Annotated in this window: 1 protein-coding gene; it reads left to right on the top strand. The window is 65.7% G+C overall.

All coding sequences use genetic code 11. The features are described 5' to 3' along the window. Positions 1-499 (top strand): hypothetical protein (locus tag CWM66_RS28315; RefSeq protein ID WP_199200085.1); only part of this gene is annotated, 499 nt, incomplete at both ends.

Raw genomic sequence — 499 nt, 5'->3', positions numbered from 1 at the left:
ATCCAGACCACGCCCTCAGCGCTGCAGAACATCACCGATACCGCCAACCGCATCGTCGAACGGCTGGACCAGGTGCTCAGCGACCGCAACGTGGCCAGCATCTCGGCCACGCTGCAGAACCTGGAGAAGATCAGCAATTCGCTCAACAGCCAGGACGAAGGCGTGGGCGCGCTGCTCATCAGCGCGCGCGATGCGGCGCGCAACCTGGACCGCACCTTGAACACCACCAACGGCGCCATCGAGCACCTGGACAAGAACCTGGTGCAGCAGCTGCCCCCGATCCTGGACAAGCTCGATACCACGCTGACCAAGCTCGATGCAGCAGCGGCCAACGCCAACGGCATCCTCGGCGACAACCGCGCGGCCATCAACAGCTTCGCCAATGATGGCCTCGGCCAGCTCGGCCCCACACTCAATGAGCTGCGCGGGTTGATCCGCGACCTGCGCCGGGTCAGCGACCGCCTCGAGAACAACCCCGCGCGCTACCTGCTCGGTCGCG

The sequence above is a fragment of the Kosakonia sp. H7A genome, assembly GCF_003028445.1.
Classification (GTDB): domain Bacteria; phylum Pseudomonadota; class Gammaproteobacteria; order Enterobacterales; family Enterobacteriaceae; genus Kosakonia; species Kosakonia radicincitans.
This window is presented reverse-complemented; position numbering and strand designations above follow the sequence as displayed.